Annotated in this window: 24 protein-coding genes and 2 tRNA genes; 16 read left to right on the top strand and 10 right to left on the bottom strand. The window is 67.1% G+C overall.

Annotation, left to right across the window (positions count from 1 at the left end):
- The first annotated feature begins 53 nt into the window (after nucleotides 1–53).
- A tRNA-Met gene (locus QZ749_RS05765) sits at nucleotides 54–130 on the top strand.
- Between the two features lie 87 nt (nucleotides 131–217).
- Nucleotides 218–294, top strand: a tRNA-Met gene (locus QZ749_RS05760).
- Between the two features lie 47 nt (nucleotides 295–341).
- On the opposite strand, the gene QZ749_RS05755 is transcribed toward QZ749_RS05760, so the two are convergent.
- The 3 genes from QZ749_RS05755 to QZ749_RS05745 form a co-directional block, all read right to left on the bottom strand.
- The gene (locus QZ749_RS05755) at nucleotides 342–779 is read right to left on the bottom strand and encodes a hypothetical protein (protein WP_296944323.1); all 438 of its coding nucleotides are present in this window, start codon (nucleotides 777–779) and stop codon (nucleotides 342–344) included.
- 70 nt (nucleotides 780–849) lie between these two features.
- Nucleotides 850–1,167 (bottom strand): hypothetical protein, encoded by a 318-nt coding sequence (locus QZ749_RS05750; RefSeq protein WP_296944321.1) that lies wholly within the window; start codon nucleotides 1,165–1,167, stop codon nucleotides 850–852.
- Nucleotides 1,168–1,178: 11 nt separating this feature from the next.
- Nucleotides 1,179–2,462 (bottom strand): DUF445 domain-containing protein, encoded by a 1,284-nt coding sequence (locus tag QZ749_RS05745; RefSeq protein ID WP_296944319.1) that lies wholly within the window; start codon nucleotides 2,460–2,462, stop codon nucleotides 1,179–1,181.
- 238 nt (nucleotides 2,463–2,700) lie between these two features.
- On the opposite strand from QZ749_RS05745, the gene ybaL reads away from it, so the two are divergent.
- Nucleotides 2,701–4,404 (top strand): YbaL family putative K(+) efflux transporter, encoded by a 1,704-nt coding sequence (gene ybaL / locus QZ749_RS05740; RefSeq protein ID WP_296944317.1) that lies wholly within the window; start codon nucleotides 2,701–2,703, stop codon nucleotides 4,402–4,404.
- Between the two features lie 197 nt (nucleotides 4,405–4,601).
- Here the strand turns inward: ybaL and QZ749_RS05735 are convergent, their stop codons facing one another.
- Nucleotides 4,602–6,563, bottom strand: coding sequence for an AAA family ATPase (locus tag QZ749_RS05735; protein WP_296944315.1), 1,962 nt, complete (start codon nucleotides 6,561–6,563; stop codon nucleotides 4,602–4,604).
- A gap of 597 nt (nucleotides 6,564–7,160) precedes the next feature.
- Between QZ749_RS05735 and QZ749_RS05730 the strand changes: the two genes are divergently transcribed.
- Nucleotides 7,161–7,403, top strand: a complete 243-nt coding sequence (locus QZ749_RS05730; protein WP_296944312.1) for a hypothetical protein — start codon at nucleotides 7,161–7,163, stop codon at nucleotides 7,401–7,403.
- A 134-nt stretch (nucleotides 7,404–7,537) separates the two neighbouring features.
- On the opposite strand, the gene QZ749_RS05725 is transcribed toward QZ749_RS05730, so the two are convergent.
- Nucleotides 7,538–8,104: a DUF1697 domain-containing protein gene (locus QZ749_RS05725; protein ID WP_296944310.1), complete on the bottom strand. Its 567-nt coding sequence runs from the start codon at nucleotides 8,102–8,104 to the stop codon at nucleotides 7,538–7,540.
- 190 nt (nucleotides 8,105–8,294) lie between these two features.
- On the opposite strand from QZ749_RS05725, the gene QZ749_RS05720 reads away from it, so the two are divergent.
- Nucleotides 8,295–8,633, top strand: a complete 339-nt coding sequence (locus QZ749_RS05720; RefSeq protein WP_296944308.1) for a hypothetical protein — start codon at nucleotides 8,295–8,297, stop codon at nucleotides 8,631–8,633.
- Nucleotides 8,630–9,472: an HDOD domain-containing protein gene (locus QZ749_RS05715; protein WP_296944306.1), complete on the top strand. Its 843-nt coding sequence runs from the start codon at nucleotides 8,630–8,632 to the stop codon at nucleotides 9,470–9,472. Before QZ749_RS05720 ends, QZ749_RS05715 begins: the two co-directional genes overlap by 4 nt.
- A 114-nt stretch (nucleotides 9,473–9,586) precedes the next feature.
- Here QZ749_RS05715 and QZ749_RS05710 read toward each other — a convergent pair whose 3' ends face one another.
- Nucleotides 9,587–9,979: a hypothetical protein gene (locus tag QZ749_RS05710; protein WP_296944303.1), complete on the bottom strand. Its 393-nt coding sequence runs from the start codon at nucleotides 9,977–9,979 to the stop codon at nucleotides 9,587–9,589.
- A 696-nt stretch (nucleotides 9,980–10,675) separates the two neighbouring features.
- Here QZ749_RS05710 and miaB point away from each other — a divergent pair.
- The 3 genes from miaB to ybeY are packed head-to-tail and all read left to right on the top strand — an operon-like array spanning nucleotide 10,676 to nucleotide 13,606.
- Nucleotides 10,676–12,058, top strand: coding sequence for a tRNA (N6-isopentenyl adenosine(37)-C2)-methylthiotransferase MiaB (gene miaB / locus QZ749_RS05705; protein ID WP_296944300.1), 1,383 nt, complete (start codon nucleotides 10,676–10,678; stop codon nucleotides 12,056–12,058).
- Entirely contained in the window at nucleotides 12,055–13,152 is a 1,098-nt protein-coding gene (locus QZ749_RS05700; protein WP_296944298.1) for a PhoH family protein, read from the top strand. The genes miaB and QZ749_RS05700 overlap by 4 nt, the downstream gene beginning before the upstream one ends.
- Nucleotides 13,133–13,606, top strand: coding sequence for an rRNA maturation RNase YbeY (gene ybeY / locus QZ749_RS05695; RefSeq protein ID WP_296944295.1), 474 nt, complete (start codon nucleotides 13,133–13,135; stop codon nucleotides 13,604–13,606). Before QZ749_RS05700 ends, ybeY begins: the two co-directional genes overlap by 20 nt.
- A 51-nt stretch (nucleotides 13,607–13,657) precedes the next feature.
- Here the strand turns inward: ybeY and QZ749_RS05690 are convergent, their stop codons facing one another.
- Both QZ749_RS05690 and QZ749_RS05685 read right to left on the bottom strand, forming a co-directional pair.
- Nucleotides 13,658–15,910 (bottom strand): xanthine dehydrogenase family protein molybdopterin-binding subunit, encoded by a 2,253-nt coding sequence (locus QZ749_RS05690; RefSeq protein WP_296944292.1) that lies wholly within the window; start codon nucleotides 15,908–15,910, stop codon nucleotides 13,658–13,660.
- An 11-nt stretch (nucleotides 15,911–15,921) separates the two neighbouring features.
- On the bottom strand, nucleotides 15,922–16,374 hold the full coding sequence (locus QZ749_RS05685) for a (2Fe-2S)-binding protein (RefSeq protein WP_296944290.1): 453 nt from the start codon (nucleotides 16,372–16,374) through the stop codon (nucleotides 15,922–15,924).
- Nucleotides 16,375–16,547: 173 nt separating this feature from the next.
- Here QZ749_RS05685 and QZ749_RS05680 point away from each other — a divergent pair, with 173 nt between their 5' ends.
- From QZ749_RS05680 to QZ749_RS05650, 7 genes are all read left to right on the top strand, one after another.
- Nucleotides 16,548–17,429 carry an HlyC/CorC family transporter gene (locus tag QZ749_RS05680; protein WP_296944567.1) on the top strand — a complete coding sequence of 294 codons (882 nt, stop codon included), beginning with the start codon at nucleotides 16,548–16,550 and terminating at the stop codon, nucleotides 17,427–17,429.
- A gap of 52 nt (nucleotides 17,430–17,481) precedes the next feature.
- Nucleotides 17,482–19,065 (top strand): apolipoprotein N-acyltransferase, encoded by a 1,584-nt coding sequence (lnt, locus tag QZ749_RS05675; protein WP_307726652.1) that lies wholly within the window; start codon nucleotides 17,482–17,484, stop codon nucleotides 19,063–19,065.
- A 161-nt stretch (nucleotides 19,066–19,226) separates the two neighbouring features.
- On the top strand, nucleotides 19,227–20,165 hold the full coding sequence (glyQ, locus tag QZ749_RS05670) for a glycine--tRNA ligase subunit alpha (RefSeq protein WP_296944288.1): 939 nt from the start codon (nucleotides 19,227–19,229) through the stop codon (nucleotides 20,163–20,165).
- A 24-nt stretch (nucleotides 20,166–20,189) separates the two neighbouring features.
- Entirely contained in the window at nucleotides 20,190–22,286 is a 2,097-nt protein-coding gene (glyS, locus tag QZ749_RS05665) for a glycine--tRNA ligase subunit beta (protein WP_296944285.1), read from the top strand.
- A gap of 2 nt (nucleotides 22,287–22,288) precedes the next feature.
- Complete coding sequence (gene gmhB, locus QZ749_RS05660; protein ID WP_296944283.1) at nucleotides 22,289–22,858, top strand: D-glycero-beta-D-manno-heptose 1,7-bisphosphate 7-phosphatase; 570 nt, start codon at nucleotides 22,289–22,291, stop codon at nucleotides 22,856–22,858.
- Complete coding sequence (locus QZ749_RS05655; RefSeq protein WP_373896783.1) at nucleotides 22,855–23,637, top strand: lysophospholipid acyltransferase family protein; 783 nt, start codon at nucleotides 22,855–22,857, stop codon at nucleotides 23,635–23,637. The genes gmhB and QZ749_RS05655 overlap by 4 nt, the downstream gene beginning before the upstream one ends.
- 44 nt (nucleotides 23,638–23,681) lie before the next feature.
- Nucleotides 23,682–24,596 (top strand): M48 family metallopeptidase, encoded by a 915-nt coding sequence (locus QZ749_RS05650; RefSeq protein WP_296944281.1) that lies wholly within the window; start codon nucleotides 23,682–23,684, stop codon nucleotides 24,594–24,596.
- 71 nt (nucleotides 24,597–24,667) lie between these two features.
- Here the strand turns inward: QZ749_RS05650 and QZ749_RS05645 are convergent, their stop codons facing one another.
- Entirely contained in the window at nucleotides 24,668–25,216 is a 549-nt protein-coding gene (locus QZ749_RS05645) for a YcxB family protein (RefSeq protein ID WP_296944279.1), read from the bottom strand.
- Between the two features lie 48 nt (nucleotides 25,217–25,264).
- Nucleotides 25,265–26,527 carry a lipid IV(A) 3-deoxy-D-manno-octulosonic acid transferase gene (gene waaA / locus QZ749_RS05640; RefSeq protein WP_296944556.1) on the bottom strand — a complete coding sequence of 421 codons (1,263 nt, stop codon included), beginning with the start codon at nucleotides 26,525–26,527 and terminating at the stop codon, nucleotides 25,265–25,267.
- Nucleotides 26,528–26,531: the final 4 nt, after the last annotated feature.

Below are 26,531 nucleotides of genomic sequence, written 5' to 3'. Positions count from 1 at the left end.
GAAGGGGTAGCCTTGACACTTCCGGGGCCGGACGGCATAATGCACCCCGCTTTGGTGATATAGCTCAGCTGGTTAGAGCACAGCACTCATAATGCTGGGGTCGGTGGTTCAAGTCCACCTATCACCACCAGGATTCAGGCAGGATGGCCTGGCTTTTTCAAGCTGGGCCATTTTGTTTCGTCAGTATCGAAGTCCGCGGCAGCGATGCCGAGGCAACGGTGATATAGCTCAGCTGGTTAGAGCACAGCACTCATAATGCTGGGGTCGGTGGTTCAAGTCCACCTATCACCACCAGATTCGGAAAAGCCGTCGATTCGCAAGGGTCGACGGCTTTTTTCATGTCAGCGCGCCGCTTTCTGCAACCCCTCCGGCAACTGGTACACCGGGCAATAGCGGTACGTCGTGCGATCCCTGCCGATCACCTGCGTGAACGTCAGCGCATCCTGCACGATCACCTGCTGGCGCTGGCTGCGCCGCGGGGCCGGGCCGGCGCCCGCGTCGATGCAGCTCTGGTCCACCGTATAGGTGTTGCGCTTGTGCGAACGCACCGTCACCCTGCAGGCGCGGGTATGGGCAGTGGCGATGCCCTTGCCGTCGTACTGGCGGATGTCGGCATTGGCCGGCGCGCCGCAATCGACCTTGTCGTTGACGTAGATGCCGGGCTTGAGGCGGTACACGCCGCCCGGCTTGGGCGAGGTGTCGACGCTGGCGACGGCGGCGCTGGCGGCGCCGAGGGCGGCGGCCAGGATGGCGATGGTCGGGAAAAGTTGTTTCTTCAAAGCTGTTACCTCATGGTTATCATATAAGCAAGTGTATAACAGCTTGCGCGCCGGGCCCGTCCGTTACGATTCAGGGCGGATCGACGTCGGCATCCTCGTCCAGCGCGAACTCGCCGCGCTCGAACGCCTCCAGCACCGCCTGCGCCTGCTGCAGGTACGCGCGCGGCGCCAGGATGCGCACCCCGCCCAGCGCCGGCGCCAGCAGCAGGTCGGCCTGCATCAGCTGGTCGTCGGCCAGCACCGCCGGGATGCCGGACGCCACCATGCAGCCCTGCACCAGGCGCGCCTGCATGGGCACCAGGTAGCGCGCCACCTCGAACAGGTCGTTCCCCGGCCAGCCCTCCCGTTCCTGCGATCCGGCCAGCGTCGCGTCCATCGTCCTTTGCATGACCTCTCCTTTCAGCGCAACCATGCGGGCACGCTCGACAACAGGTACAGCACGATGCCGATCATCCCGCCGACGATGGTGCCGTTGATGCGGATGAACTGCAAGTCCTTGCCGATGTTCAGTTCGACCTGGTGCGACATCTCGCGGTCGTCCCAGTGCTTGACGGTGTCGGCGATGTGGCGGGTGAGGAAGCCGGCGAATTCGGGCGCGGCGCCGCGCGCCGCCAGTTCCAGGTTCTCGTTCAGCGAGGCGCGCAGCTGCGGGTCCTCGGCCAGCGTCCTGCCGACCCAGGCGCCGGTGGCCACCAGGCGGCGGTGCAGCGCCGAATCCTCCTTGTCCAGGTCGGCCTTGATCCAGCCCTTCAGGTCGCCCCACAGCGCGCCCAGGTAGCCGTTCAGCGTCTCGTCGCCGACCAGGTAGCGCTTGATCTCCTCGCCCTTGGCGGCGAACGCCGGATCGTCCTTCAGGCGCGCCACGAAGTCGTGGGTGAAGACGTCGAAGCGCTCGCGCAGCGGGTGGTCGGGATCCTTGGCCACGCGCAGCAGGATGCCGGCGGCCAGGCGCACCGCGATGTCGGCCCCCTTGCGGCCGATCAGTTCGGACGGCAGCATCTTTTCCATGAACGCGTACTCCTCGCGCAGCCAGTCGACGATGCCCTGCGCGATGACGGCCTGGATCTCCTCGTTGCCGAGCAGCTGCGCCAGCTGCTCGATGCCTTCGTCGAGGATCGCCTGGTGGCGCCGCTCGCGCGTGATGCTCTCGAGGATGGTGCCGGCGGCCTTCGACAGGTCGACGCTGCCCACCATGCCGTGCACGGCGCGGCGGATGAAGGTCTGCACGGCGCCGTCCTCGATGAAGTCGAGCGCCCAGGCGGCCGTGCGCACCAGGTAGTCGCCCAGCTGGCGCGTGTTCTCGGGCCGCACCAGCCAGTCGGCCACCTTCTGCGCCGGATCATGCTTCTGGATCAGGCGCACGATCGATTCCGTGTCGAGGAATTTCTCGTGCACGAAGGCGGCCAGGTTGTCGGCGATGCGCTCCTTGTTGGCCGGGATGATCTCGGTGTGGCGCGAGACGATCGGGATCGGGATGCGCCGGAACAGGGCCGCCACCGCGAACCAGTCAGCCAGCGCGCCGACCATCGCCGCCTCGGCGAAGGCCTTCAGCAGGCCGCTCCACCAGGTCGGCGGCAGGGCCAGCGCGAGCGCGAACAGGAGCGCCGCGCCCACGAAGAATCCCAGCGCCAGGCGCTTGGCGCCGCGCAATTCCGCTTCCTTGCCGCGCGTTAGCGCGTCCATGGCGTCACTCCGTCCATCGTTTCAGCTCATCCATTGCTCAAGCCTCCATCCTAGCCGAGCCGCGCCGGCCGCGGCGCGCGCCGTTGCGGCCAAACCGGTGCATCCGCACGCATTTCGCATCGATTTGCCTGCAAACCCATGTAATTTCCATTTTTTCACGCGATTCCCGTCCAACCCGGCCGATCGTCCCTTATACTGGATAAGTTTATCGACACAATTGCAAAGGGGACCACCACGGATGGAACACAACATCAGCCTGATCACCACCATCGCCGCCGCCCTCGGGCTCGGCCTGCTGCTCGGCATGCTCGCCGTGCGGCTGCGCCTGCCTGCGCTCGTCGGCTATCTCGCGGCCGGCGTCCTGATCGGACCGGCCACGCCCGGCTTCGTGGCCGACGTGCAGCTGGCGTCGCAGCTGGCCGAGATCGGCGTGATGCTGCTGATGTTCGGCGTCGGCCTGCACTTCTCGCTGGATGACCTGATGGAAGTGAAGGGGATCGCCCTGCCCGGCGCGATCCTGCAGATCGCCGTCGCCACCCTGCTGGGCATGGGCCTGGCGCACCTGTGGGGCTGGGGCATCGGCGCGGGACTGGTGTTCGGCCTGGCGCTGTCGGTGGCCAGCACGGTGGTGCTGCTGCGGGCGCTGGAGGACCGCGGCGAACTCGATTCCTTCAACGGCCGCATCGCGGTCGGCTGGCTGGTGGTCGAGGACCTCGTGACCGTGCTGGTGCTGGTGCTGCTGCCGGCGCTGTCGGGCGTACTGGGCGGCAAGAGCGAGGATGGCGGCGGTTCGCTGTGGTCGACGCTGGCCTGGACCCTGGTGCAGGTCGGCGCCTTCGTCGCCTTCATGCTGATCGTCGGGCGCAAGCTGTTCCCGTGGTTCCTGTGGCGCGTGGCCAAGACCGGCTCGCGCGAGCTGTTCACGCTGGCCGTGATCGCGGCCGCCGTCGGCATCGCCTTCGGTTCCTCGCACCTGTTCGGCGTCTCGTTCGCGCTGGGCGCCTTCTTCGCCGGCATGGTGCTGCGCGAATCGGAGCTGAGCCACCGCGCCGCCGAAGAGACGCTGCCGCTGCGCGACGCGTTCTCGGTGCTGTTCTTCGTTTCCGTGGGCATGCTGTTCGACCCGCGCGTGCTGGTCGAGAGCCCGCTGCAGGTGCTGGGCGTGCTGGCCATCATCCTGTTCGGCAAGTCGATCGCTGCCTTCGTGCTGGTGCTGGCGCTGCGCTATCCGCTGAACACGGCGATCACCGTCTCGGCCAGCCTGGCGCAGATCGGCGAATTCTCGTTCATCCTGGCGGCGCTGGGCATGTCGCTGGGGCTGCTGCCGGAAATGGGCCAGAACCTGATCCTGGCCGGCGCCATCATCTCGATCGCCGTCAACCCGCTGATGTTCAAGGCCGCCGGCCCGCTGCAGAACTGGCTGCGCGCGCGCTCGCCGCTGGCGCGCCAGCTGGAGCGCTCGACCGACCCGCTGGCCGAGCTGCCGATGTCGGTGGAGCACGACCGCCTGACCGGCCAGGTCGTGCTGGTCGGCTACGGCCGCGTGGGCCGCCGCATCGCCGACGAGCTGACGCGCGAGAAGGTGCACTTCGTGGTGGCCGAGCAGAACCGCGACCTGGTCGAGGAACTGCGCCGGCGCGACCAGCCGGCGGTGGCCGGCAACGCGGGCGAGCCGGCGGTGCTGATCCAGGCGCACATCGCGCGCGCCTCGATGCTGGTGATCGCCACGCCCGACACCTTCCACGTGCGCGCGATGGTGGAAACGGCCAAGGCGCTGAACCCGGCCATCCGCTGCGTGGTGCGCACCCACAACGAGGAAGAGGCGCGCCTGCTGCGCGAGGATACCGGCGGCACCGTCTTCATCGGCGAGCACGAGCTGGCCAAGAGCATGACGCGGCACGTGCTGGAAGCGCTGGAGAATGCGCCGCTGCCGGCGCACTGATCGACGATGCCTGCGCCGGATGCGCGCGTGGACCACGCAGGCGTCCACGCGACGTAGGGTGGGCGGGTTTCCCGCCCACGCGTTCGACCGCCGCCCGCATCCCGGCGCGCCAAAAAAAACGGCGGACATCGCTGTCCGCCGCATCAACTTGAAGCTATCCGCAGATCACGCCTCAAGAACCATCAACCAACCTGTCGTCAAGCCACGGCCTCCTCGGCGCACAGCTTGAGGTTCACGGCGCGCGGCGCATCCAGGCCGGCCCGCAGCGTTTCCTCGTGTTCGGCCAGCAGCGCGAACACGGCATCCTTCGACAACACGTACTGGTCCAGCAGCGTGTCCTTGAGCGCCACGATCACCTCGCGGTAGTCGCGGATCGCATCCAGCGTGTAGCTGTACAGCTCGTCCGACTTTTCCTCGACCTGGCGCAGCGTGTGCTCGCCGCTGGCGTCGTTCTGCAACTGGCTGTAGTCGATCTTGGCGCGCGAGTACATCGACAGGCGGCCCACCATCAGGTTCAGCATCTTGGTGATCTTCTCGATGTCGTTCTGGCTGCCCACCGAGATGCCGCGCGCGCCGTAGAACAGCTCTTCCGCCGCCACGCCGCCGTACAGGCCGATCACGTCGCGCTCCAGCTCTTCCAGCGTGCGCAGCGACATGTCGTCGCCCGACTGCAGCACATAGCCCAGCGCGCCGATCTTCGACACCGCCTCGGTGCTGATCTTGAGCAGGTGCGACTTTTCCTTCACCTGCGCCAGGCTCAGGCCTTCGCGCAGGAACGGATCGATCTGCATGAAGAAGTGGCCCAGCTCGTGCACGGCGATGCGCTCGCGCTGCTTCTGCTTGTCGGCCGTGGTGGCGCGGTCGGTCAGGCCGATCGTGGCGCGTTCATAGGCGCGGAACAGCAGGTCGGTGTTGATGATCGCCTTTTCCTGGATCGACAGCATCGACGCGCGCTCGACCACGGTTTCCAGCAGCGCCGGGCTGAGGTTCTGGGTGATCTCGGCGACCTGGTCCAGGTCGAGGTCGTCCCAGTCCACCAGGCCCTCTTTCTTGCGCGCCAGGAAACTGCGCAACAGCTCGCGCCGCTCGGTCTTGTTCGGCAGGCGGAAGTTGATCTTCACCGAGAAGCGGCGCAGCATCGCTTCGTCCATCTCGGTCGAGGCATCGTCGAAGTTCGAGGCGACGACCCAGATCACGCCCTGCCCCTTGTCGCTCTTGACGCCGTCCAGCAGGCCCAGCAGGGTGTTGGCCGTATCGTCTTCCCATTTCTTTTCGCTGCGGCCGCGCGGCATGAACAGGCTTTGCGCCTCGTCCAGGAAGATGATGCAGCGGCCCTTCGCGCTGGCCTTGCGGTACAGGGCGTTCAGCGCCTTGGAGCCGCCGCCGACGTAACCCGATTCCAGCGCCGAGCCGGACGCCTGGATCAGCGGGATGTCGAGGCGCTTGGCCAGGTAACCCACCAGCTTGGTCTTGCCGGTGCCGGCCGGACCGGTCAGCATGACGTTGAACGGCTTGTCGATATTGTGCTCCTGGTAGAGCTCGCGGTTGCGGATCATGTCTTCCAGGTGCAGCACTTCCTGCTTGATGTCTTCCATGCCGATCAGGTCGTCCAGGCTGCCTTTCAGCTTGTCCGGCGAAATCAGTTGCGCGCCCGCATTCATGCCCGGGATGCCGAACTTGATCGCGTACAGGATCACCAGCAGCACGGTGATGTCGAGCGCATGGCGCTTGAGGAAATTGATGACGTCGGTGCCGAAGCCCTCGCCCTCGTCCTGCAGCACGGCCTTGTGCGTGCTCAGGTAATCGTCCTTGGCGATCGAGTACGGGATCGCACTCTTCAGCAGCACTTCGCGCTCCAGCGACAGGTGCGAGGTGCTCGGCACCTTCACCACGTGCAGTTGCGGCGCATCCTTGAATTTATACACATAGCGCGGCGAGTCCGACAGCGGCCTGGCGACCAGCAGGTATTCCAGGCGGTCCTTGGCGGCCGCCAGCTGCGTGATCTCGGCGATGTTCTGCGAGTGCACCACCGGTGCCGGGTCCTGCGGGACGTCGGCCTTGTAGATGGCCCAGCCCGCCAGCATGCCCAGCACGATGGCGGCCAGGATACGGACATAGACATTCTTGAAGGCAATTTGAAGTCGAGCAAAATTGGGCATATCGGTACTCTGCAAAAGACGAAGGGTGTGATACGGCTGGCCTTTCGCAAGTCCGGCGGACGGGAAAGGCGGAACGGTGGGACCGCTCGGGGTCGGCAGACGTGTGCATCTGCTATTGTTTTGATGCCCTAAGGCAATAGGGATATGGAGACTATACCCGCAAAGAAAAGGAAGGTGTATACCGTGCGCCGAAAAAAATTCGGGGCACAACAAATATGATCAGATGATTATCGGATTTCATTGCCTACTTAATAAACTAGATAAATAGAGCGCAAGATTTGATGTCACTCATGGCTATTTTTTCATGCCACTCCGCATAATCCCTTATCTTTGTTTTATTTAAAAAAAATATTAATTTTTATAAACAGATGCGAGAGTGTAACCGTACGTAACGGGCGCAATGCACGGCGCATCTTTGTTATTCTGCATGACGACCTGGATGCGTCATTGCGTTTCCATGAGTAATTCGTTTCTTAAGCTCATTATCCAAACGTTAATAATGCAAATATGTAATTGCCGGGTCGATGCAATCCATCGTCGTCGGGTGTCGCCAGTTTTTTTGAAGGAATGACCGTGAAACGATATGCACTTGCCGCAATGCTCAGTCTGTTAGTCGGCGGCGCCGCCCAGGCCGCCGCCATCGATCTCGACACGTCCACCGCTGGCGTGCGCGCCTACCGCGTGGCCGACCTGTCGACGCTGCACCGCACCGAAGTGGTGGCGCCCCCGCCCTCCTCGATGTCCGAACTTCCCGAACCGGAAGTCTTCGCCATGATGCTGGTCGGCCTGATCCTGATCGGCTACCGGGCCAGCCGCGTCAGCAACGAGAAGTTCAAATAAGGAGTTTGACGTGCAGCAGCGGTTCGATACGAAGGAAACGGTATCTGCTTGACGCGGGGCCGTATCGGTCGAACCGGAAGTCAACGACGGCGCCTCTGGCGCCGTCGTCATATCAGAAGCCGGAAACGCCGGACTCAGCGCGGCGAGGCGCCGGCGGCGATGTCATTACACAGCGCATGCAGCTTGCTGAGCGTGGACCAGTTGCGCGACGTGGTGGCGTCGCCGAGCTGCTTGCCCAGGGCCTGCGCGGCCGCGCTGTCGAGGATGCCCTCGGGACACCATACATAGACAGCGCGCGCGCCCAGCGCCACCGCGCCCGGTTGCCAGTCCTGGCGGCATAGCGGCGCGACGGCCTCGCGCAACTGCTCGTTGGGCAGGATGAAGATGAGCAGGCGCGCATGGTCGGCCGCCACGTCCAGCAGCGGGTTGGCGGCGACGATGGCGGCCAGTTCCTCGCGGTCCAGCACCAGCACGCGCGCCGCCACGCCCAGCTTGAGCACGAGCGCTTCCTCGAGCTCCGCCGCCACCGCGTCGCGCGGCCGCGGCGGACCGCTGAACACGACGTTCCCGCTGTTGAGCACGCTGCGCACCTCGGTATAGCCGAGGTCGCCGACCAGCTTGCGCAGGTCGGCCATGGCGACACGCTTGGCGCGCCCGACGTTGACGCCCCTGAGCAGGGCAATGTAGCGTTTGCTGGTCATGGCCCCATGGTACCGTGCCCTCGGCGGACGGGGCATCTATTTACAAATCATTACCACGCCCGACGGCGGCGGCGCGAGACGGGAATCCAACGGATCGTGTGGTCCGGGCCGGGCCGGCGCCATGCCATGGTCGCCCTGCATGATATACCGATGGTAATATCAAGAGATGATTGAAGTGGAAAGGGAAAGCATGACTGCCGCCAACCAAGCGATTCCGCTGGCCGATGCCCTGCCGGGCATGGTCCTGTCCGACGTCCTGCGCGATGCGAAGGGCAACGTCCTCCTCGCCGAAGGCGTGGTGCTGACCGATACCATGCTGGCCTCGCTGGCGCGCCACGGTATCGCCGACCTGCCGATCGTGCAGGCCGGGGCGGCGCTGGCGCCGGTCGATCCGGCCGCCGTGCAGGCGCGCCTGGACCGGTTGTTCCGCAAGCAGGATGCCGGCGACGACAGCGACTGGGCCAGCGCCGCCCTGCGCCGCTACATCGAGGATTACCGCCTGCGCCGCGGCGCCGGAGCCGCGGCATGAGCCGCGTCACGCCTGACCGGCTGGCCGCCGGCGTGCAGGACCTGCCGTCGCTGCCGGCCGTCGTCATGGAACTGCTCGGCAGCATCGAGCAGGACGACGTGGACATCTCGGTGCTGGCCAAAAAGGTGTCGTACGACCAGGCCCTGACGGCCAAGACGCTGCGCCTGGCCAATTCCTCGTCCTACGGCCTGCAGGTCAAGGTGACCACGATCCAGCAGGCCATCACGTTCCTCGGTTTCCAGGCGACGCGCAACCTGATCACGGCCGCCGCGCTGACGGGATGCTTCCCGAACGGGCGCTGCCCCGGTTTCGACGACCGCGCCTTCTGGCGCCATTCGATCGCCACGGCCGCCTGCGCCCGTGCGCTGGCACGGCGCATGCGCTTCAACCAGGATTTCGCCTTCACGGCGGGATTACTGCACGACATCGGCCGGCTGGTGCTGGTGACCGCCTGCCCCGATGCCTATGCCGATGTGCTGGGCTGGCGCGCCCGCCATGGCGGCGAGTGGCGCGAGGCCGAGCGCGAGGTACTGGGCCTGGACCACGTCGATGCGGGCGTGGCGCTGGCCGAGCATTGGCATTTTTCCGACACGATGCGCCAGGCGATCGCGTTCCACCATGCGCCGGCCACCCCGGGCGCCGGCTTCCTGGCCGCGATCGTGCACGTGGCCGATGCGATCGTGCACGCGCTCGACATTGCCGGAGACGAGCACGACGTGGTGCCACGCGTCTCGGGCGTGGCATGGGATGCGATGCGATTGAGCGAGGAAGCCTACCTGCACCTGTTCCGCGAGACGGAGGCGCAGTTCGAGGAAATGTCGGCCGTCCTGATGGCGTGACGACGCGCCCCAGGAACGGCCTCGCGTGACGGCGGCACGGCGCATCCGCGTGGATGGCGCCTTGCCGCCGGGTCTGGCCGCAGGCATGACAGGACCGCTGTCATGCCCGCGGCATCAGTGCGCATAATTGCCCGGCGATTTGGTCGATGCGTCGTCGGACTGGGCTTGCGGCTGGGCCTGCTGTGCCTGCTGGGCGGCGGCTTCCTTGGCAGCCTTTTCTTCGGGCTTCGGACGGCCCTGGGCGTCGGACAGGCGGTACTTGGTACGGCGGTCGCCCATCAGGTCGCGCAGGTCGCGGATGCTCATGCCGGTCACTTCGTGCATGCGGATCAGCAGCGAGGCGCCGACCGGCAGGCGGTGGTGGCGGATCTTGCTGATGACCGGCGGCGCGACTTCCAGCATGCGCGACAGCGCGGCGTCGTTCTTCAGCTGCATCTTGCCCAGCAAGATGTCCAGCAGGTGATTGGGGTTGTAGCTTTCCTGTGATGACAGAGCATGATGTGCCATGATTTCCTCGTGAGTGGTTAAAATAGTTCTCTTACGAACTGTGTTAATGACTACGTTTCGTCTACATAAGTTCCCGGTTTCGTTTCCAGGCGGTTAAGCGGACTCGTCCACCCAAGCCGCCCGGCAACGCGCCGGACCGTGTGTGCTCCCTGGTCGGAACCCCGATCGCCCTGCCGCCGTCCGGGTGCAGTCCAACTACGCCCGGTACCGCATGCCGTGTCCGTCGAAGCTCCACTTCCCTGGCTCACTTGTTTTTCGAACAAATTATCAAACTCGTATGCTGGGTCCAACATCGACTTGGGCACAGAATTCATTGGTCGAAATCAAGCTATCGCTAGGAAAGCTTGTCACATAGTCATTTCAGCACATGGTGACAGATTGTGGCGCACGCAAGAGTTTTTTTGCGCTAAGTTTGCAATTGCCGAGCAGCAGGAAGCCTATGATTTACATAGGGAAATTAAAGTTAATGCCATTCGACAATGTTAAACATAACACCTAGAAATAGAAATTCAAGTAGACAGAATGTAACCAACCGTATCAAAAGTTAAGGTCCAGCAAACTGGCATTCCCCGAAGCAAAGAATCTGGGCCGTGCCACCGCCGTTCGCCGGCGCGCGCGCCGCTTTCAGGGCGCCGTGGCGATTTACGGTAAACTGGCCTTCCACCTGTCCACGCCTCAGCCCCCCTAAAGCTTTCCATGCAGAAAAAAGTATTCATCAAGACCTTCGGCTGCCAAATGAACGAGTACGACTCGGACAAGATGGCGGACGTGCTCGGTGCATCCGAAGGACTCGTGCGCACCGATACCCCGGACGACGCGGACGTCATCCTGTTCAACACCTGTTCGGTACGCGAAAAGGCCCAGGAAAAGGTGTTTTCCGACCTGGGCCGGCTGAAGGAACTCAAGCGCAACAAGCCCGGCCTGGTGATCGGCGTGGGCGGCTGCGTGGCCTCGCAGGAAGGCGCGGCGATCGTCAAGCGCGCCCCGCACGTCGACGTCGTGTTCGGCCCGCAGACGCTGCACCGCCTGCCGCAGATGATCGAGATGCGCCGCCATACCGGCGCGGCCCAGGTCGACATCAGCTTCCCCGAGATCGAGAAATTCGACCACCTGCCGCCCGCCAAGGTCGAGGGCCCGGTCGCCTACGTGTCGATCATGGAAGGCTGCAGCAAGTACTGCAGCTACTGCGTGGTGCCCTACACCCGCGGCGAGGAAGTGTCGCGCCGCTTCGAGGACGTGCTGACCGAGGTCGCCGGCCTCGCCGCCCAGGGCGTCAAGGAAATCATGCTGCTGGGGCAGAACGTGAACGCCTACCGCGGCGTCATGGAAAGCGGCGAGGGAACGCCGCAGTTCGCCGATTTCGCCCTGCTGCTCGAATACGTGGCCGAGATCCCCGGCATCGAGCGCCTGCGCTTCGTCACCAGCCACCCGAAGGAATTCACCCAGCGCCTGATCGACGCCTACGCGAAGATCCCGCAGCTGGTCAACCACCTGTACCTGCCGGTGCAGCACGGGTCCGACCGCATCCTGCAGGCCATGAAGCGCGGCTACACGGGCCTGGAATACAAGTCGATCATCCGCCGCATCAAGGCGGTGCGCCCCGACATCGCGATCTCGTCCGATTTCATCGTCGGCTTCCCGGGCGAGACCGACGCCGATTTCGAAGCGATGATGAAGCTGGTGGAAGACGTCGGCTTCGACAACAGCTTCAGCTTCATCTTCAGCAAGCGCCCGGGCACCCCGGCCGCGAACCTGCCCGACGACACCCCGCACGAGGTCAAGCTGGCGCGCCTGCAGCGCCTGCAGGCCCTGATCGACGCCAACACCCGCAAGACCAGCGCCGCGATGGTCGGCACGGTGCAGCGCGTCCTGGTCGAGGGCCCGTCCAAGAAGGGCGGTGGCGAACTGCAGGGACGCAGCGAGAACAACCGCGTCGTCAACTTCTTCCCCGCCGCCGGCGCCGATGCGAGCACCTCCCTGGTCGGCCAGCTGGTCGACGTGCGCATCACCGAAAGCCTCGATTACTCCCTGCGCGGCGACCTGGTCGTCCGCCTCGACACGATTGCCAAAGCCAGTTGAAAACGCCCACCCAGCCTTCGTATTTCATTCCCGAGCCGCTCGACAACACGCGGCTCGCCCACCTGTGCGGTCCGCTCGATGAAAACCTGCGCCAGATCTCGGCCGCGCTCGACGTGACCATCTTCCGGCGCGGCGAGAAGTTCATCGTCGGCGGCGCCAACGCGCCGCGCGCGGTCGAGCTGCTGGAACGCTTCTACGCCGTCGCCGACAAGGTCGTCCCGCTCGAGGAAGTCCAGCTGGCCCTCGTCGAGCAGCGTTCCGGCATCAAGCCCAAGGCGGCCGAGCCGCCCGCCGCCGGCAAGGCGCCGGGCGAGACGCTGAGCGAGGAGGAAGAACGCGCCGAGACGGGCGCGCAGGACGATCCCGCCAACCTGGTCAGCCCGGCGCTCAAGACGCGCCGTCCCGACCTGCGCGGCCGCACCCCGCACCAGATCCAGTACATGAAGGCGGTGCTGGAACACGACATCAGCTTCGGCATCGGCCCGGCCGGCACCGGCAAGACCTACCTGGCCGTGGCCTGCGCCGTCGACGCGCTGGAACGCGACGCCGTCAAGCGCATCGTGCTCACGCGCCCGGCGGTGGAAGCCGGCGAACGCCTGGGCTTCCTGCCCGGCGACTTCGCCCAGAAGGTCGACCCCTACCTGCGCCCGCTGTACGACGCGCTGTACGACCTGCTCGGCTTCGAGCGCACCCAGAAGCTGTTCGAGAAGGGCGCGATCGAGATCGCTCCGCTGGCCTTCATGCGCGGCCGCACGCTGAACCATGCCTTCGTGATCCTGGACGAGGCCCAGAACACGACGGTCGAGCAGATGAAGATGTTCCTGACCCGGATCGGCTTCGGCAGCAAGGCCGTGGTCACCGGCGATGTCACCCAGGTCGACCTGCACAAGACGCAGAAGAGCGGCCTGGTCGACGCGATGCAGGTGCTCAAGGACGTGCGCGGCATCGCCTTCACCCATTTCGCCAGCGCCGACGTGGTGCGCCACCCGATGGTGGCGCGCATCGTCGACGCCTACGAAAAATCCGCCGCGATCCAGCAGATCGGCGATCTTTCCACTCCAGCGAGCTCCCGCCATGCAAGAAAAAAACCATAGCCTCGACCTCGACGTCCAGTACGCCGACACCCGCCTCGAAGCCGAGATCACGCCCGCGATGATCGAGCGCTGGGTGCGCGCCGCCCTGCTCGGCCCGGCCGAGCTGGCGATCCGCTTCGTCGACGCCGCCGAAGGCCAGCTCCTCAACCGCGACTACCGCGGCAAGGACTACGCCACCAACGTGCTGACCTTCGCCTACAACGAAGGCGCGCAGATCGCGGACGACGAGCCCACCCAGGCCGACATCGTGCTGTGCACCGACGTCCTGCAGCGCGAGGCCGACGAGCAGAAGAAGACCGTCGAGGAACACACGGCGCACCTGGTGGTGCACGGCGTGCTGCACGCCCAGGGCTTCGACCACGAGACCGACGAGGAAGCCGAGGAGATGGAACAGCTCGAGCGCGACATCATGGAAGCGCTGGAGTATCCGGACCCGTACGCGCAAGACGAGTAACGCGCATCGATCCCTGGGCGCCGGCCCGCGCCGGCGCCCGACGTTCCCGATTCACGCCTTGCCCAGTTGCTCCCCGATCGGCAGCTTGCGCACCCGCCTGCCCGTCGCCGCGAACACCGCATTGGCCAGCGCCGGCGCGATCCCCGCCGTGCCCGGCTCGCCGATCCCGCCCGGCTCGTCGCGGCTGTCCACCAGCACCACTTCCACCGCCGGCGCCTCGCTCATGCGCATCACCCGGTAGTCGCCGAAGTTCGTCTGCCGCACCCGGCCCTTGTCCAGCGTGACCTCGCCCCACAGCGCCGCGCTGAGGCCGAACACGACGCCGCCCTCCACCTGGGCGGCGATGGTGTCCGGATTGATCTGCTGGCCGCAATCGACCGCGCACACCACGCGGTGCACGCGCACGTCGCCGTCCGGCCCCACCGACACTTCCGCCACCTGCGCCATGTAGGTGCCGAAGGCGAACTGGGTCGAGACGCCGCGCCCCACCTTGCGCCCGGCCACTGGCGCCAGCGGCTTGCCCCAGCCGGCCCGGCGCGCGGCCAGGTCGAGCACGGCCAGCGTGCGCGGCGACTTCTGCAGCAGCGAACGGCGGAACGCCACCGGGTCGGTCTTGCTCGCATAGGCCAGTTCGTCGATGAAGCTCTCCACCACGAACACGTTGTGGGTCGGCCCCACGCCGCGCCAGAACGCGGTGGCCAGGCCCGCCGGCTCGTGGCGCACGTATTCCACGCGCATCGCGGGCAGCGCGTACTGCAGGTCGGCCGCGCCCTCGACGGCGTCGGGGTCGACGCCGTCCTTGACCAGCGGCGGCGCGAAGCGCGCCATGATCGAGGAACCGGTGACGCGGTGGAACCAGGCCAGCGGCATGCCCTTGTCGTCCAGCCGCGCCGCGATGCGGTCCAGGTAGTACGGGCGGTACATGTCGTGCTGGATGTCTTCCTCGCGCGTCCAGACGATCTTCAGCGGGCCCTTGGCCAGCTTGGCGAACGCCACCGCCTGGATCACGTTGTCGACCTCGAGCCGGCGCCCGAAACCGCCGCCCAGGTAGAAATTGTGCACCTTGACCTTCTCCACCGCCAGGCCGGTCAGCCTGGCCGCGGCGCCCTGCGCCAGCGCCGGCACCTGCGTGCCCACCCACAGGTCGCAGCCGTCCGCGCGCAGGTCGACCGTGCAGTTCATCGGCTCCATCGTGGCGTGGGCCAGGAACGGCAGCTCGTAGACGGCGTCGATGCGGCGCCCGCCCTGGCCGTCCAGCACCTTGAGGGCGTCGCCCGTGTCCCGGGCGACGGCGCCCGTGCCCTGCGACGCCTTGTCCATGTCGGCCCGGATCGAGGCCGAGCTGACGTTGGCGTTGGCGCCGTCGTCGAAGCGCGGCGCGGCGGCGGCCAGGCCCTGCTTCGCGGTCCAGAAGTTGTCGGCGACGACGGCGACGGCGCCCTCGATGCGCAGCACCTGGCGCACGCCCTTCACGGCCATGGCCTTCTGCTCGTCCACGAAGGCCACCTTGCCGCCCATGACCGGCGAGGCGGCCACCGCCGCGATCCCCATGCCCGGCAGGCGCGCGTCGATGCCGAACAGCGCCGAGCCGTCCACCTTGGCGGGGCTGTCCAGGCGCTTGAGCGGCTTGCCCACCAGCGCGAAGTCGGCGGGATCCTTCAGCTTGACGGTGGCCGGGAACGGCAGCTTCGAGGCCGCGTCGACCACCTCGCCGAAGTGCATCGTGCGGTTCGAGCCGTCGTGGCGGATGGTGCCGGCCACCACCTTCAGCTCGCCCACCGGCACCTTCCACGCGTCGGCGGCGGCCTGCACCAGCACCGTGCGCACCTTGGCGCCGGCCTCGCGCAGCGGCTTGTAGGCCGCGCGCACGGAGGTCGAGCCGCCCGTCACCTGGCCGCCCAGCAGCGGATCGGCGTACAGCGTGTTGTCGGCCGGCGCCTGCTCCAGCTTCACCCTGGTCAGGTCGGCGCCCAGCTCCTCGGCCAGCAGCATCGGCATCGAGGTGAAGGTGCCCTGCCCCATCTCGACCTTGTGCACGATGAGGGTGACGATGCCTTCGCGGTCGATGCGCACGAAGGCGTCGTGCGCCAGGCCCGGCGGCCGGTTCGACATCGCCGTGGCGGCCTGGCCGACGGCGGTCTCGGACGGCGGCTCCTTGCGGTCGCTCTCCGGCGTCCTGCTGCAGCCGAACAGGGAAAAGCCGAACAGCAGCCCGCCGCCGGCCGCGGCGCCGCCCTTGAGCAGGCGCCGGCGCGCGTTCGAGGCCGGCGCGTCGGCGCCGGGTTCCTTGGTCGTCTGGTCCATCGCGTCCTCCCTCATTGTGCAGCAGCGATCTTGATCGCCTTGCGGATGCGTCCATAGGTGCCGCAGCGGCAGATATTGCCCGACATGGCATTGTCGATGTCGGCGTCGGACGGCCGCGGCGTCGCGCGCAGCAGCGCGGTGGCGGCCATGACCTGGCCGGACTGGCAGTAGCCGCACTGGACCACGTCGAGCTGGCGCCATGCCTGCTGTACCCTGGCGCCGACCGGGTCGGTGCCGATCGCCTCGATGGTCACGATCTTCTTGCCGGCCGCGGCCGACACGGGCGTCACGCAGGCGCGGATCGCCTGGCCGTCCAGGTGCACGGTGCAGGCGCCGCACAGGGCGACGCCACAGCCGAACTTGGTGCCGGTCAGGCCCATGGTGTCGCGCAGCGCCCACAGCAGGGGCATGTCGTCGGGGACGTCGAGGTCGGTGGTGGTGCCGTTGATGTTCAGTGCGGGCATGAATGCCTCCTTTCCTGGTCGAATCACCAATATAGGACGAAGATTGCGTGAGATGGCGCACACATCGTCGCGCCATCCCGGACGCGCGCCGCGCCAGGCGGGCTGCATAAAAAACAGGCACGGGCGGTTTTGGTGTATCCTATGCCGATCGCAACAACGGCTTCATGCCAACTATGCCCGAGCACCCTGCCGACGTCCGCACGGACGCCAAACCCCACCGGTCGCTGTTCGAACGGCTGACCGCGCTGATCTCTCCCGAGCCAGAAAACCGCGCCGAGCTGCTGGAAGTGCTGCACGACGCGCACGGACGCAACCTCATCGATGCCGATGCCCTCTCCATGATCGAGGGTGTGTTCCAGGTCTCCGACCTGTCGGTACGCGACATCATGGTCCCGCGCTCGCAGATGGACGTGATCGACATCTCCAAGCCCATCGAGGAATGGCTGCCGATCGTGCTGGAGACGGCCCACTCGCGCTTCCCCGCCATCGAGGGCGAACGCGACAAGGTCGTCGGCATCCTGCTGGCCAAGGACCTGCTGCGCTACTACGCCGAGGAATCCTTCGACATCCGCAAGATGCTGCGTCCGGCGATCTTCATTCCCGAATCCAAGCGTCTGAACGTGCTGCTGCGCGACTTCCGCGCCAACCACAACCACATGGCGATCGTCGTCGACGAGTACAGCGGCGTGGCCGGCCTGATCACGATCGAGGACGTGCTGGAACAGATCGTCGGCGACATCGAGGACGAATACGACTTCGACGAGGACGAGGACAACATCCTGTCGATCAAGGAAGGCCAGCTCGGCCCGCGCTGGCGCGTCAAGGCGCTGACCGAGATCGAGCAGTTCAACGAGGAACTGGGCGTCGACCTGCCGGACGACGACGCCGACACCATCGGCGGCCTGGTCGCCAGCCACCTGGGCCGCATGCCGCACAAGGGCGAGGTGTTCGACCTCGACAACCTGCGCTTCGAGGTGCTGCGCGCCGACGCGCGCCAGATCCACGTACTGCTGGTCGAGAAACTGCCGCCGTCCATCGACGAAGACCACGACTAAACTGCCAGCGCCCCCGACGGGGCGCTTTTCACATCACGCTCCAGGACCCCGCTTGATTTTCCGCCGCCGCACCCGTCCCGTCGCCGCCGCCCCCGATCCCGCCCTGCGCGGCACCCGCCCCGGCTATCCCGCGCTGCTGCTGGCCTGCCTGGCCGGCGCTTCCAGCCTGTTCTCGTTCGAACCGTTCGGCTGGTGGCCGCTGCAGTTCCCGGCCCTGGCCTGGCTGTTCTACCAGGTCGGCATGGGCAGCTCGGTGCGCCGCGCCGGCCTGCTCGGCTGGGCCTTCGGCTTCGGCTGGTCGGTGGCCGGCATGCACTGGCTGTACATCGCCCTCAACCGCTTCGGCCACCTGCCGGCCGTGCCGTCGGCTATCGCGATCGGCCTGCTGGGCCTGTACATGGGCCTGTTCGGCGCCTGCGCCGCGGCCGCCGCAGCGTGGCTGCGCAAGCGCTGGGCGCTGCCGGTGCCGGCCTTCCTGCTGCTGGTGTTCCCCACCTGCTGGGGCGTGTCGGAATGGATGCGCGGCTGGGTGTTCACCGGCTTTCCCTGGGCCGCGTCCGGCTATGCCCACAATGCGGCGCCGCTGGGCGGCTTCGCGCCGATCCTGGGCGTGTACGGCATCGGCGTGCTGGTGGCCGTGTGCGCCGCCTGCCTGGTGATGCTGACCCAGCGCCAGCGCATGCAGGCGCTGGCCGTGTTCGGCGTGCTGATGGTGGCCGGCAGCCTGCTGCGCCAGGTCGCGTGGACCAGGCCCGCCGGCCAGCCGATCACGGTGCGCCTGCTGCAGGGCGACATCCCGCAGGACCAGAAGTTCGACGCCGCCCACCTGCTCGACATCCTGGTGCGCTACCGCGACATGATGACGGCGGCCCCGGCCGACCTGACGGCGGCGCCCGAGACGGCGATCCCGATCGTGCCGCGCTACCTGCCGCCCGGCTACCTGGACATCTTCAAGGACTACGCGGCGCGCACCGGCACCACCTTCCTGTTCGGCATCCCGCTGGGCGACGGCGAGCGCGAATACGCCAACAGCGTGGCCGGCGTCGGCCCGGCCGGGCAGTCGTACCGCTTCGACAAGCACCACCTGGTGCCGTTCGGCGAATTCGTGCCGCCGGGCTTCCGCTGGTTCACCGAGATGATGCAGATCCCGCTGGGCGACATGACCCGCGGCGCCGCCGTGCAGGCCCCGTTCGCCGTCAAGGACCAGCTGGTGCTGCCGAACGTCTGCTACGAGGACGTGTTCGGCGAGGAGATCGCGCGCAACCTGCGCGAGGCGCCGCGCCCGGCCACGCTGCTGCTGAACGTGTCCAACCTCGCCTGGTACGGCGAATCGGTGGCGATCCCGCAGCACCTGCAGATCTCGCGCATGCGCGCGCTGGAGACCGGCCGCCCGATGCTGCGCGCGACGAACAACGGCGCCACCGCCGTCATCGACGCGCGCGGCGACGTCGTGCAGCAGATCCCGTTCTACCAGCGCGGCGTGCTGGCGGCGACCGTGCAGGGCATGGCGGGCGCTACGCCGTACATCCGCGTCGGCAACCTCGGCTTCCTGGGCCTGGGCCTGCTCGCCCTGCTCGGCGCCTGGTGGTCGGGACGCCGGCGCGGCAGCCGCCAGGCGGCGCAAAAATCGGCGTGAACCCTTCTCTTTCCCGGTATTACTTAGTAAAGTCTGCCAGGGAAACCCTATCGATGTGCCGGCCCGGCGAGATTCGTTTCGAACAGGCCGGCAAAACCCGCTAAAATTGGTGTTTTAGCAAACTCACCGTGTTCGCGCCCCGTGCGCGCGAAGCCAACAAGATGCTCACATTCCAACAAATCATCCTGACGCTGCAAACCTACTGGGACAAGCAGGGTTGCGCCCTGCTCCAGCCGTACGACATGGAAGTCGGCGCGGGCACCTTCCATACCGGCACCTTCCTGCGCGCGATCGGTCCCGAGCCCTGGCGCGCCGCCTACGTGCAGCCGTCGCGGCGTCCGAAGGATGGCCGCTACGGCGAGAACCCGAACCGCCTGCAGCACTACTACCAGTACCAGGTGGTCCTCAAGCCGGCGCCGGAAAACATCCTCGACCTGTACCTCGGTTCCCTCGAGGCGCTGGGCCTGGACCTGAAGAAGAACGACGTGCGCTTCGTCGAGGACGACTGGGAAAGCCCGACGCTGGGCGCCTGGGGCCTGGGCTGGGAAGTCTGGCTGAACGGCATGGAAGTCACCCAGTTCACCTACTTCCAGCAGGTCGGCGGCCTCGATTGCAAGCCGGTGCTGGGCGAGATCACCTACGGCATCGAGCGCCTGGCCATGTACCTGCAGGGCGTGGAAAACGTCTACGACCTGGTCTGGACCGAGTGGGAAGAGCATGGCGTGCGCAAGCGCCTTTCGTACGGCGACGTGTTCCACCAGAACGAGGTCGAGCAGTCGACCTACAACTTCGAACACTCGAACACGGAACTGCTGTTCCAGGCCTTCAACAACCACGAGAGCGAAGCCAAGCGCCTGATCGAACTGGCGCTGACGCTGCCGGCCTACGAGCAGATCATGAAGGCCTCGCACAGCTTCAACCTGCTGGACGCGCGCGGCGCCATCTCCGTCACCGAGCGCGCCGCCTACATCGGCCGCGTGCGCACGCTGTCGCGCCTGGTCGCCCAGGCCTACTACGACTCGCGCGAGAAGCTCGGCTTCCCGATGCTGCCGACCACCGCTGCCGCCGACGTCGACGCCGCCGCGGTCAAGGTCGCCTGAAGTCCAGAACAACATACAACAACCATGAATCAAACCTTACTCGTCGAACTGCAGACCGAAGAACTGCCGCCGAAAGCCCTGGTGAAACTGGGCGCCGCGTTCGCCAACGGCATCGCCAACGGCCTGAAGGCGCGCGACTTCCTCGAAGCCGACAGCGTCGTCACCACCCACGCCACGCCGCGCCGCCTGGCCGTGTCGATCACCAACGTGCGCGCCACCTCGCCGGACAAGTCGATCCGCGAAAAAGTGCTGCCGGTGAGCGTCGCGCTGGACAAGGACGGCAACCCGACCGCGCCGCTGGCCAAGAAGCTGGCCGCGCTGGGCTTTCCGGACCTGCAGGTAGGCGACCTCGAACGCGCACCGGACGGCAAGGCCGAGAGCTTCTTCCACACCTACACTGCGCCGGGCGCGCAACTGGCCGCCGGCCTGCAGCCGGTGCTGGAAGAGACCGTGGCCAAGCTGCCGATCCCGAAGGTGATGAGCTACCAGCGACCAAACGGCGCCACCGTGCAGTTCGTGCGTCCGGTGCACTCGCTGCTGGCGCTGCACGGCGATGCCGTCGTGCCGCTGACCCTGCTGGGCCTGGAGAGCGGGCGCGCCACGCTGGGCCACCGCTTCCTGTCGGACGGCCTGCCCTTCGACATCGCGCACGCCGACCGGTACGGCGCGCAGCTCGCAGAGGCCGGCAAGGTCGTCGCCGATCCCGAGGCACGCAAGGCATCGATCCGCGCCCAGCTGCTGGAAAAGGCCGGCGCCGACCAGGTGCTGATGCCGGAAGCGCTGCTGGACGAAGTGGCGGCGCTGGTCGAGTGGCCGGTCGTCTACGAATGCCGCTTCGAGGACGCCTTCCTGGCCGTGCCGCAGGAATGCCTGATCCTGACCATGCAGACCAACCAGAAGTACTTCGCCCTGACGGACAGCGCCGGCAAGCTGCGCTCGCGCTTCCTGATCGTGTCGAACATCGCGACCGACGACCCGTCCGCCATCGTCGGCGGCAACGAGCGCGTGGTGCGCCCGCGCCTGTCGGACGCGAAGTTCTTCTTCGAACAGGACAAGAAGAAATCGCTGGAATCGCGCCTGCCGCTGCTGGCCAACGTGGTCTACCACAACAAGCTGGGCACCCAGCTCGAACGCACCGCGCGCGTCACGCGCCTGGCCGGCGCCATCGCGCGCCGCCTGGGCTACGACGTGCTGCTGGCCGAGCGCGGCGCCCAGCTGGCCAAGGCCGACCTGCTGACCGACATGGTCGGCGAGTTCCCGGAACTGCAGGGCATCATGGGCACCTACTATGCCCGCAACGACGGCGAGCACGAGGAAGTGGCGCTGGCCGCCTCCGAGCACTACCAGCCGCGCTTCTCGGGCGACGCGCTGCCGTCGACGCACACCGGCCTGGTCGTGGCGCTGGCCGACAAGCTCGAAACCCTGGTCGGCATCTGGTCGATCGGCCTGCAGCCGACCGGCGAGAAGGATCCGTTCGCGCTGCGCCGCCACGCGCTGGGCGTGATGCGCATGCTGGTCGAGAAGCGCCTGCCGCTGGGCATCTCGGAACTGCTGCGCGACGCCGCCGCCACGTTCGACACCATGGCGACCTTCAAGGACCCGGGCGCCGAAGTCACCGCCTTCATGCTGGACCGCCTGCGCGGCCTGCTGCGCGACCGCGGCTTCGCCCCGAACGAGGTGGAAGCCGTGCTGGCCCAGGATCCGGACCGCGTCGACGACGTGGTGCAGCGCCTGGAAGCCGTGCAGGCCTTCGCCGCCCTGCCGGAAAGCGCCTCGCTGGCCGCCGCCAACAAGCGCATCTCGAACATCCTCAGGAAGAACGAGGACGCGCTGGCCCAGGCCGGCGCCGTGGACGCCGCGCTGCTTCAGGACGAGGCCGAGAAGACGCTGCATGCGAGCGTGCTGCGCGTGCAGCCGGAAGTCGACGCGGCCTTCACGCGCGGCGACTTCGCCGGCACCCTCAAGACGCTGGCCCAGCTGCGCGACGACGTCGACGCCTTCTTCAACGACGTGATGGTGATGGCGGAGGACGTCGCGCTGCGCAACAACCGCCTGGCCCTGCTGTCCATCCTGCACCGCATGATGAACCGCGTGGCCGACATCTCGAAACTGGCTGCCTGACGATGAAGCTGGTCATCCTCGACCGGGACGGGGTCATCAACCATGACTCCCCCGATTTCATCAAGTCGCCGGGCGAATGGATCCCGATCCCGGGATCGCTGGAGGCGATCGCGCGCCTGAACCAGGCGGGCTACCGCGTGGTCGTGGCGTCGAACCAGTCCGGCATCGCGCGCGAGCTGTTCGACATGAGCACGCTGAACGCGATCCACCAGAAGATGCACGCCCAGGCGCAGCTGGTGGGCGCCGACATCGACGCCATCTTCTTCTGCCCGCACGCGGCCATCGACAACTGCGACTGCAGGAAGCCGAAGGCCGGGATGTTCGAGGAGATCAGCAAGCGCTTCAAGCTGGGCCTGAAGGGCGTGCCGACGGTCGGCGATTCGCTGCGCGACCTGCAGGCCGGCTTCATCAGCGGGTGCGTGCCCTACCTGGTCCTGACCGGCAAGGGCCAGAAGACCTTCGAGACCGGCGGTCTGCCGCCGGGCACCCAGGTCTTCCCGGACCTCGCCGCCATGGTCAACGCCTTCCTCAGGAAGGATGCCCCTCCTCCCGTTCCCGCCGCCAGCGCATGACCACGACCACCGAAACCCTCGTCCCGGAGACCACCTCCTTGCGTAACACCTTCCTGTTCCTGCGTTCCCTGTTGTTCACGATCGTCATGGCCGTCGCCACCGTGGTGTGGGCCTGCGTCTGCTTCCTGGCGGCGCCGTTCCCGTACAACACGCGCTTCTGGGTGACCTCGCGCTGGAACGTCTTCGTCATCTGGTGCGCGCGCGTCATCTGCGGCATCCGCTACGAGGTCCGGGGCTACGAGAACCTGCCCGCGCAATCGGCGATCCTGCTGTCGAAGCACCAGTCGGCCTGGGAAACCATCTTCATGCTGCCGAACATGCGCCGCCCGCTGGTCTACGTCTTCAAGAAGGAAATCCTGTACATCCCCTTCTTCGGCTGGGGCATGGCGCTGCTGCGCATGATCCCGATCGACCGCAGCAAGGGCAAGCGCGCCTTTGCCCACGTGGTCCGGATCGGCAAGCGCCGCCTGGCGGACGGCCAGTCCATCATCATGTTCCCGGAAGGGACCCGCATCCCCGTGGGCCAGAAGGGACAGTACAAGAGCGGCGGTTCGCGCCTGGCCATCGAAACCGGTGCCAGCGTCGTGCCGATCGCGCATAATTCGGGGGAATGCTGGCCGAAGGGTTCGTTCATCAAGCGCCCCGGCCTGATCACCGTCTCCATCGGCAAGCCGATTTCGCCGGAAAACCACACTGCCGACAGCCTGATGCAAGAGGTCGAAAATTGGATAGAATCGGAAATGCGCGTCATTTCGCCCCACGCCTACAAAGGTACCTGAACGAACTGGGCGCGCAGACCAACGCACCATCCCTGCCGCCCGCCATGACCTCCCCCAAGCACGACGCGACGCAGCTCGAGCTGTTCGCGCAAGAACGCTTCGCCTCCCTGAAGCCGGCCGGCGCGCCGGCCGCGCCCTCCGCACCACCGGCGCCGCCGGCGCCGCTGTTCAAGGCGCCGCCCGCCCCGACCCGCACGCTGCCCGCGCCGCCGGTCGGTCCCAACGACGCGCCGCTGCGCGCCATCCAGCTCGGCTCGCACACGGTGCGCTATGCGCTGCGCCATTCCGCGCGCCGCTCCTACGGCTTCATGATCGACGACGACGGCCTGCGCGTCACGGCCCCGCGCCGCGCCAGCCAGGCCGACATCGACAGCGCGATCCGCGCCAAGCAGCGCTGGATCCTGACCAAGCTGTTCGAACGCAGCGAGCGCCGCGTGCAGCGCGAGGGCCGCGCCCCGGTCGAATGGGTGGACGGCGCCCGCCTGCCCTATCTCGGGCACGACCTGGTGCTGCGCCTGCAGCCGGCCGAGCGCAGCCACTGCATCCACGACGCCGAGGCACGCACGCTGGAAGTGGGCGTGACGCCCGGGCTGTCGGAATGGCAGGTGCGCGAGCGCGTCAAGCGCTGGTTCCAGGACGAAGCCAGGCGCCTGTTCGGCGAACGCCTGGACCTGTACGCGCCGCAGGTGGGCGTCAGCTACAACAGCTACGCCATCTCCTCGGCCGGCACGCGCTGGGGGTCGTGCACGGTGGCCGGCAACATCCGCCTGAACTGGCGCCTGGTGCACTACCCGCTGGCGCTGCTGGACTACGTGGTGGTGCACGAACTGGCGCACCTGCGCGAGATGAACCACAGCCCGCGTTTCTGGGCCGTGGTCGCGTCGGTGTTCCCGGATTACGACGGCGCCAAGGCAGCGCTCAAGAAGCGATCGGCGGAGATGCCGGTGCTGTTCCCGTAGGGGTCAGAGCCCGGTGTCGGGGCTCCGGCCCTGACCCCGGTGTTCCAACGCCGCGCCATTCCGAACGTCGGTCACGACGCGCGGAACTTCAGTTCGCCCGCCGCGCGCGCTTCGGCGATGCCGCGCATCGCGCTCACTTCTTCCTTGTTCAGGCAGCGGAACGGAATCGGCAACGTGCCGCGTTTCAGCACCATCATGAAGCCCTTCGAGTAGGTGCGGATGCGCTGCACGTCGTCCCAGCCGATCAGGCTCACGCCGGTATCGCTGGTGCGCACGATGCCGTGCTGGTCGATCTGGAATTCGTAGGTGCGGCGCCCGCGGCGCAGCAGCATGAAGTGGGTGGCGGCCGACAGCGTCGACTTCAGGCGCAGCCAGAGGCCCAGCGGCCAGCGGATGTGGCGCCGGCGGATCAGGTAGCCGCCGTGCTCCCACATGAAGCCGGTGTATTCGCCCAGCGTGTAGCGCACCCAGAAGTGCAGGCTGCAGAGGGCGGCGGGCGGATGCACGACCGGGATCGGCGCCGCCGGCATCGCGTCGGCGCCGAGGTCTTCCGGTTGTTCCAGCAGGGCGGCACCGCCGTCCACGTTGCCGCCCGCTCGCGCGCGATGTGACCACAGCATGCCCATCCCCTTTTTCGTGTCTTGAACTAAGGAGAATGGTAACAAAAGCTAGGCGATATACCGTTGCAAGAGTTCAACAGTGCGCGCCGTCGCACCACGATGGCGCGCGGCGAACGCCAGCGCGCGCGCGCCCATCGCCGCGCGCGCCTCGCCGTCCTCCAGCAGGCGCGCGGCCTCGCGCAGCAGGGCGCCGGCATCCGCCACGCGCAGGGCGCCGCCGGTGGCCACCGCCTCCTCGGTCGCATCGAGGAAGTTGAACGTGTGTTCGCCCACCAGCACCGGCTTGCCCAGCGCGCAGGCCTCGATCAGGTTTTGGCCGCCCAGCGGCAGCAGGCTGCCGCCGATGAAGGCGCAGTCGCAGGCCGCGTAGTAGGCGAACATCTCGCCCATCGAGTCGCCCAGCAGCACGTCGGTCTCCACCCGCGCCGGCAGGTGCGAACGGCGCGCCAGCGACAGGGAGCGCTCCTGCGCCATGCGCGCCACCTCGTCGAAGCGCTGCGGATGGCGCGGCACCAGCAGCAGCAGCATGCCCGGCGGGCGCCGCATGGCGGCGAAGGCGTCCAGGATCAACGCCTCCTCCCCTTCGCGGGTGGAGGCGCACAGCAGCACCGGACGGCCGCCGCAATGCGCGCGCAGCATGGCGCCCGTCTCCAGCGCCGCCGCCGGCGGCACCACGTCGAACTTGATGCTGCCGGTGACGTGCACGGCGGGCGCGCCCAGCGAGGCGATGCGCGCGGCGTCGGCCTCGGTCTGGGCCGCCACCAGCGGGATCGCGCGCGCCGCGTCCGTCATCAGGCCGCCCAGCCGGATCCCGCGGCGCAGCGAGCGCTCGGACAGGCGCGCGTTCACCAGCGCCACCGGCACGCCGTGCGCGGCGCAGCCGTGGATCAGGTTCGGCCACACCTCGGTCTCCATCAGGATGCAGATGCGCGGCGCGAAATGGCGCAGGAAGCGGCCCACCATGAAGCCGGTGTCGTAGGGCAGCCAGGATTGCACCACGCGCTCGCCGTGCCTGGCGAACAGCGCCTTGCCGGTGGCGCGCCCGGTCGGCGTCATGTGCGTGAGCAGGATCCGATGATCCGGATACGCGGCCAGCAGCGCCTCGACCAGGGGCTCGGCGGCGCGCGTCTCGCCCACCGACACCGCGTGTACCATGATGGCGGGCCGCGCCTGCGCCGCGCGCCGGCCGTAGCAGCCGAGGCGCTCGCCCAGGCGGGCACGGTAGCCCGGTTCGGCGCGGCCGCGCCACCACAGGCGTCCCAGCACCAGCGGCAGCGCCAGCCACCACATCAGCGAATACAGCAGCCGCATCACG

It is taken from the genome of uncultured Massilia sp. (genome assembly GCF_913773735.1).
GTDB lineage: Bacteria > Pseudomonadota > Gammaproteobacteria > Burkholderiales > Burkholderiaceae_D > Telluria.
Note: the sequence above shows the minus strand (reverse complement) of the source record. Positions and strands in the feature narration are given on the sequence as shown.

Bases quoted from the DNA above. Each gene is read 5' to 3' on its own strand.
- QZ749_RS05750 (WP_296944321.1), bottom strand. From the start codon at position 1,167: ATGCAAAGGACGATGGACGCGACGCTGGCCGGATCGCAGGAACGGGAG.
- QZ749_RS05745 (WP_296944319.1), bottom strand. From the start codon at position 2,462: ATGGACGCGCTAACGCGCGGCAAGGAAGCGGAATTGCGCGGCGCCAAG.
- ybaL (WP_296944317.1), top strand. From the start codon at position 2,701: ATGGAACACAACATCAGCCTGATCACCACCATCGCCGCCGCCCTCGGG.
- QZ749_RS05735 (WP_296944315.1), bottom strand. From the start codon at position 6,563: ATGCCCAATTTTGCTCGACTTCAAATTGCCTTCAAGAATGTCTATGTC.
- QZ749_RS05730 (WP_296944312.1), top strand. From the start codon at position 7,161: ATGCTCAGTCTGTTAGTCGGCGGCGCCGCCCAGGCCGCCGCCATCGAT.
- QZ749_RS05725 (WP_296944310.1), bottom strand. From the start codon at position 8,104: ATGACCAGCAAACGCTACATTGCCCTGCTCAGGGGCGTCAACGTCGGG.
- QZ749_RS05720 (WP_296944308.1), top strand. From the start codon at position 8,295: ATGACTGCCGCCAACCAAGCGATTCCGCTGGCCGATGCCCTGCCGGGC.
- QZ749_RS05715 (WP_296944306.1), top strand. From the start codon at position 8,630: ATGAGCCGCGTCACGCCTGACCGGCTGGCCGCCGGCGTGCAGGACCTG.
- QZ749_RS05710 (WP_296944303.1), bottom strand. From the start codon at position 9,979: ATGGCACATCATGCTCTGTCATCACAGGAAAGCTACAACCCCAATCAC.
- miaB (WP_296944300.1), top strand. From the start codon at position 10,676: ATGCAGAAAAAAGTATTCATCAAGACCTTCGGCTGCCAAATGAACGAG.
- ybeY (WP_296944295.1), top strand. From the start codon at position 13,133: ATGCAAGAAAAAAACCATAGCCTCGACCTCGACGTCCAGTACGCCGAC.
- QZ749_RS05690 (WP_296944292.1), bottom strand. From the start codon at position 15,910: ATGGACCAGACGACCAAGGAACCCGGCGCCGACGCGCCGGCCTCGAAC.
- QZ749_RS05685 (WP_296944290.1), bottom strand. From the start codon at position 16,374: ATGCCCGCACTGAACATCAACGGCACCACCACCGACCTCGACGTCCCC.
- QZ749_RS05680 (WP_296944567.1), top strand. From the start codon at position 16,548: ATGCCCGAGCACCCTGCCGACGTCCGCACGGACGCCAAACCCCACCGG.
- glyQ (WP_296944288.1), top strand. From the start codon at position 19,227: ATGCTCACATTCCAACAAATCATCCTGACGCTGCAAACCTACTGGGAC.
- glyS (WP_296944285.1), top strand. From the start codon at position 20,190: ATGAATCAAACCTTACTCGTCGAACTGCAGACCGAAGAACTGCCGCCG.
- gmhB (WP_296944283.1), top strand. From the start codon at position 22,289: ATGAAGCTGGTCATCCTCGACCGGGACGGGGTCATCAACCATGACTCC.
- QZ749_RS05655 (WP_373896783.1), top strand. From the start codon at position 22,855: ATGACCACGACCACCGAAACCCTCGTCCCGGAGACCACCTCCTTGCGT.
- QZ749_RS05650 (WP_296944281.1), top strand. From the start codon at position 23,682: ATGACCTCCCCCAAGCACGACGCGACGCAGCTCGAGCTGTTCGCGCAA.
- QZ749_RS05645 (WP_296944279.1), bottom strand. From the start codon at position 25,216: ATGCTGTGGTCACATCGCGCGCGAGCGGGCGGCAACGTGGACGGCGGT.
- waaA (WP_296944556.1), bottom strand. From the start codon at position 26,527: ATGCGGCTGCTGTATTCGCTGATGTGGTGGCTGGCGCTGCCGCTGGTG.